The sequence below is a fragment of the Streptomyces sp. NPDC059900 genome, assembly GCF_050270335.1.
GTDB lineage: Bacteria > Actinomycetota > Actinomycetes > Streptomycetales > Streptomycetaceae > Streptomyces.
This window is the reverse complement of the sequence record NZ_JBNNJZ010000598.1, coordinates 1-4,784: the sequence shown is the minus strand read 5'-3', so window position 1 is coordinate 4,784 and position 4,784 is coordinate 1. Positions and strand designations below refer to the sequence as shown.

Annotated in this window: 4 protein-coding genes and 2 pseudogenes; 2 read left to right on the top strand and 4 right to left on the bottom strand. The window is 72.0% G+C overall.

The window, feature by feature from the left end; genetic code table 11:
- Nucleotides 1–581 (bottom strand): annotated as a pseudogene (locus tag ACQKIP_RS40010) (CoA transferase); the annotation flags it as partial.
- Nucleotides 582–768: 187 nt separating this feature from the next.
- Between ACQKIP_RS40010 and ACQKIP_RS40005 the strand changes: the two are divergent.
- Nucleotides 769–1,218 (top strand): MarR family winged helix-turn-helix transcriptional regulator, encoded by a 450-nt coding sequence (locus tag ACQKIP_RS40005; RefSeq protein ID WP_365853612.1) that lies wholly within the window; start codon nt 769–771, stop codon nt 1,216–1,218.
- Nucleotides 1,219–1,237: 19 nt separating this feature from the next.
- On the opposite strand, the gene ACQKIP_RS40000 is transcribed toward ACQKIP_RS40005, so the two are convergent.
- Nucleotides 1,238–2,338: a hypothetical protein gene (locus ACQKIP_RS40000; RefSeq protein ID WP_365853610.1), complete on the bottom strand. Its 1,101-nt coding sequence runs from the start codon at nt 2,336–2,338 to the stop codon at nt 1,238–1,240.
- 187 nt (nt 2,339–2,525) lie between these two features.
- On the opposite strand from ACQKIP_RS40000, the gene ACQKIP_RS39995 reads away from it, so the two are divergent.
- Nucleotides 2,526–3,164: a hypothetical protein gene (locus ACQKIP_RS39995; protein WP_365853608.1), complete on the top strand. Its 639-nt coding sequence runs from the start codon at nt 2,526–2,528 to the stop codon at nt 3,162–3,164.
- A gap of 18 nt (nt 3,165–3,182) precedes the next feature.
- On the opposite strand, the gene ACQKIP_RS39990 is transcribed toward ACQKIP_RS39995, so the two are convergent.
- The gene (locus ACQKIP_RS39990; protein WP_365853606.1) at nt 3,183–4,535 is read right to left on the bottom strand and encodes an MFS transporter; all 1,353 of its coding nucleotides are present in this window, start codon (nt 4,533–4,535) and stop codon (nt 3,183–3,185) included.
- A pseudogene (locus ACQKIP_RS39985) lies at nt 4,532–4,784 on the bottom strand (PEP/pyruvate-binding domain-containing protein); the annotation flags it as partial. The gene ACQKIP_RS39990 and the pseudogene ACQKIP_RS39985, both read right to left, overlap by 4 nt.

The following is a 4,784-nucleotide window of genomic DNA, read 5'->3' as shown; positions in this document are numbered from 1 at the left end:
GGTACCGGCATCACCACGCCGATCTCCTCGCCGGCCTGCTCCAGGTCGGCCGCGTCCCACCGGGCGATGGCGTCGGCGACGGCCTGCTTCTCGGGCCAGGTGCGCAGGAGCTTGTAGACGGCGTTCTTGATCTTCGGGTACGGGTTGAGCGGCATCAGCCAGCGGCCGTCGCGGGCTTGGTAGAAGTCGAAGCCGAGCGGGTTGACCGGATCCGAGGGTGCGCCGCCCGGGTAGCCGTTCAGCAGTTCCCACTTCTTGTCGTAGAAGGGGCAGAGCCGGTGCGGGGCCTTGCGCAGGTCCATCGAGATGTCCTGGCCTTCGCCGCCGCGCAGGCGCCAGAGTGCCGCCAGCGCGACGGACTTGGCGGTCATGCCCAGGGCGGACACAGCGCCGAGGCGCATGATGCTCGGGACGATCGGGTCGCTGCCGATGAATTCGATGCTTCCGCCGCTGTCCTCTGGGCGCAGGCCGACCGAGGCGAGGGTCTCGCGCAGGGCCCGGTGGATGTCGAAGCCGTCGTCGCGGGTGAGCGGGTGGGCGATGGCCTGCTGGATGCGGTCGGTGAGTTCTTCGGCGCTCATGGGTGCTGCCGCCTTTGCGTGGTGCGGATGTCGGGGCGGGCTCGATCCGGGAAGCGGCCGCACGCCGGTTTGCAGGTGCGGCGTGTGACCGTATGAAGTTGTAATGTGCAACACGAGCGTAATCCCGGGTCGCCGTTGATGCAAAATGCAACTCACGGTGCGGGCGGGACGAGGAAAGGAAAGCCAAGTGGCCGATGACGACCGCGAAATACCGGCCCTGGTCCGCGAGCTGGTGACCCTCTCCCGGCGCTTCCGGGCCAACGCCGAGCGGCTCCATCCCGACCTGAGCTTCGTCGAGTACTCCCTGCTGTCCGAGATGGCCGAACGGGGCGGGGCCCGCGCGCGCGACCTGGTCGGCCTCTACGGCATCAACAAGTCCACGATCAGCCGCCAGGTCGCCGCTCTGCAGCAGGCAGGCCTGGTGGTACGCGAGACCGACCCCGACCACGCCCGCGGTCAGCTCCTGCACCCCAGCGACCGCGGCCGGGAACTCCTGGCCCACGCCGACACTCTGATGCACCGCGAGGTGGCCACCCGCACCGGCGCCTGGACCCCGGAGGAGGTCAGCACCCTGTGCGGCCTGCTCGCCCGCTACAACGCCGCGTCCTCCGCGGCCACGGAGGACACCCGCTCCTGAGGAGAGAGGTGAGGCCGGGCTAGGACCGCGTCGCCTTGTTGCAGTCCTCCCCGGAGGACTTGCCCGGCGCGACCGGTGCGCTGCGGTCGTAGGGATCGGTTTCCGTGCCGGTCGTGTCCGCCTGGCGGTCCGTGCCGTAGGGCGGGGTGAGGTAGCCGGTGGGGGCGCCGCAGCCGCCGTTGGTCATGTCGTACTTGTACGAGACGATCGAGAACGTGCCCGGCTCGGTGATCACCTTGTCGGGGTCGTCCCAGCTCAAGACCAGCTCCCGCCGGACGATGGTGCGCACGATCTCCTCGTCGCCGCCCGAGTCCGCGCGGGTGGTCGGGTAGACGAAGGTGACGTCGGCGGTCACCTGGAGCGCTCCGCGCTTGCCCTCCTTGTACGTGAGCAGGCCCCGGGTTTTCACGGTGTCGCCGACCAGGTCGGTGCGGGAGGTCTTGAAACGGCTGAAGAGCAGGAGGGGGTCGGCCTTCTCGCTCGGAGCGCGCAGAGAGGTCTTGAGGAAGGTCTGGACATCCGCCTGGTGCGGATTGATCAGCGCCATCGCCTTCTCGGGGCGCTCGCCTCGCAGTACCCCGCGGTCCAGGCCGGAGGCGACGAGGAAGTCCCGGCTGCGGGCGAGGGCCCGCTCGACCTCGGCCTTGCTCATCCAGCCGACCGCCTCGGCCTTCGGAACGGTGATGCCCGCCGCTCCGTTCGCCCACCTGGCCGCCGGCGAACCGCGGAACGGCTCGGCCTCGGTGGGCTGTTGGGCCGACCCGCTCGGGGGTGCCTGAGTCGGACGGGCGGTCTCGGCCGCCAGTGGCGGAGCGTCGGAGTCGTCGCCGGTGAACAGGTCCACCACCCGCCCCGGAGCGAGCGCCACCACCAGCAGCACCAACGCGGCCAGCAGCCCGGCCACGTACCAGCCCGTGCGCCGCTTCGGCTGTGCGGGCGTGTGGGTGCGCCATCCCTGCGGGGCGCCGCCGGGCTGCGCACGCAGCCGCTTCGCCACGTCGCGGGCCCGCGCCGAGGGCTCCTCGGGGGCGTCGGCCGTACCCTCCACCGACTCGCGCAGAAAGCGCTCCCACTCCTCGTCGGACGTGGACGAGCCATCCGGCTCCCTACCCGCAGCCATCCCCAACCCCCGGCACTCGGCAGACCGCAGCCCACTCCCCGGGGCGCGTCCGCATAATCGCACAGAGTGCGGACAGTGGGGTCGGCCGGACCCGAGTGGCACGTGGTGTTCGGGGGTAGAGCGATCTGGACCGTGGGACCGGACATTCGCGCACCCCGTGGTGCGCAGGGAGAAGGGCGACGACGCCATGAACACAAACGCCTCCAGAGGCTCGGTCCGTTTGAGCCTCGCGCTGGGCGCAGCCCTGGTGTCGAGCGTGCTGTGCGCCGCGGCGAGCGCGGCCGTGCCCGCGGACGCGAGCGGCGGCACAGGAACGGCATCCCCCGCGCGTACGGGGAGCGAACGCGCCTGCCCCGTCGTGTACTTCGACCTGGGCGAGACCCTGGTGCACACCGCCGAGGACGGAAGTACCGGCTATCAGCCCGGCGCGGCCTCCTATCTGCGGGCCTTACGCGAACGCCACATCAAGGTCGGCCTGATCACCAATGTCCCCTCCTCCTGGGGTGCGACCGACGCCGAGCGTGCCGCCCGGCTGAAGAAGGAAGTCGACACCACGTGGCAGGGCTCCGCGCCCTTCGCCTGGAAGGACTTCGGCGAGCGGATACGCACTCCGCGCACCGAGGCCGAACGCAAACCGGCCCCCGCTCTGTGGCAGCGGGCGAAGGCCGACTCGGGACGCTGCCGGGTCGTCTACCAGGCGGAGACGGCCGACGAGGTGACGGTGGCCTCCTCGCAGGGCTTCGTGGGATACCAGGTCGGCCGGCCCCACCGGCCCGTGTTCCTGCCGGTGGGGCTGGTCGACCAGTTGGACCACCGCTCCGGCTGATCGAAGCCCGCGCCCCGGCTACGACCGCGACCTGCCGCGTGCACCTCCGTCCGCGTCGGTGGCCGGGGCCTTCGCGCGTGCGGGCAGTGCTCCGGCGGGGCGCGCTTCCCGGCCCCGCTTGATCACCCCGCTGCGCAGCAGCAGTTGGAAGGCCCCGAGCAGCACCGCCGTGGCCAGGGCGCTGTGCCACAGCAGGGCGTCCAGGTGCCCGGCGGAGAGATAGGCGCCCGCGGCGACCGCGGCCAGCGCGCACACCGCGCGGTCCACGATGCTCTCGACCGAAAGGAGCGTGGCGCGCGGGGCGTCGGCGGGCACCGCGTCGTTCACCAGCTTGCGCTGGACGGGGTAGGCGAAGCCGGTCGCCGCGGCAAATAGGCACAGCAGCGCCACCACGGCCCACGGTCCGCCGAGCGTCATGGCCGCCAATGTGCCCGCCAGCGCGAGGCTGAGGATGGAGACCCAGGCCACCGGCGGCAGCCGGCGGCTGAGCCACTGGGGGCGGGCCGAGGCCACCGCCTCCGCCACGGTCATCGCGGCCAGGACTCCGCCGTGCGAGGCCTCGGCGATGCCGTGGTCCAGGAGGATCGGCTGGAAGAGGTTGACCTGGCAGATCCGGGAGAGCGTGAAGAGCGCCACGCCTTGGACCATCACCAGGGCCAGCCACCGCGACGAGGCGACGCAGCGCAGCGCGGAGCCCGCGTCGCGCAGGAACGCCCCGCCCCTGCGCCCGCCGTCCGCCCGGTCGGCGGCCTTGCTGCTGCCCCCGCCGGGCACCGCGAGCCGGGGCAGCGCGACGGCGCAGGCCAGGGAGCCCGCCGCGCTCGCGGCGCTGAGCACGTACGGGGCCGAGTGGGCGACGGCCATGAGGGGCCCCACCAGCGGCCAGCACACCACCTTCGCCGCAAGGCCCAGGGCGCGCGCGGTGCCCTCCGCCTTGAGGTAGTGCTCGTCGCACCCCTCGGCCCGCAGCCCGTCGTACAGGTAGGCGCTCGCCGCCCCCGAGGTCAGGGAGCGGCCCGCGGCGATGGCCAGGAAGTGCAGCAGGAAGCCGGTGTACGAGGCGCTGATCACCGGCGCCAGGTTCGCCGCCGTCATGACCACCGCTCCGGCCCGCAGGCAGTTGCGGGTGCCGATCCGGTCGGCGATCAGGCCGGTGGGGATCTCGAACAGGCAGAAGGCCACGTAGTAGATGCTCTGGATGCCGAAGATCTGTCCGTCCGAGAGCCCTGCCGCCTTCTGGAAGGCGTAGAACACCGGCATCCACCACAGCAGGTTGAACAGCAGCTGGAAGCCGTAGTTGAGGTGGATGATGCGGCGGGCGGTGTGCGTCAGGCCGGTATCCGTGCGCGGTCGGCCGAGGTGCGCCCTCACAGCGCGTACGGGCGGATCTGGACCAGCCGGAAGTCGCCCTGCTCGGTCATCAGCCACTCGATGTCCAGCGGCCGGTCCACGTCGGTGTCGCCGGGCGCGGCTCCGCTGAGCCCGGCTCCGCTGAAGTGCGACTGCAACAGCCGCCCGGTCAGGGACAGGTCGGCGAGCCGGGCCCGGGTGGCGGCGGGAAGACCGTCGCTCCAGGAGCCCAGGGCGACGGTGCGGCCGCCGCCCTCCACGGTGTTGTAC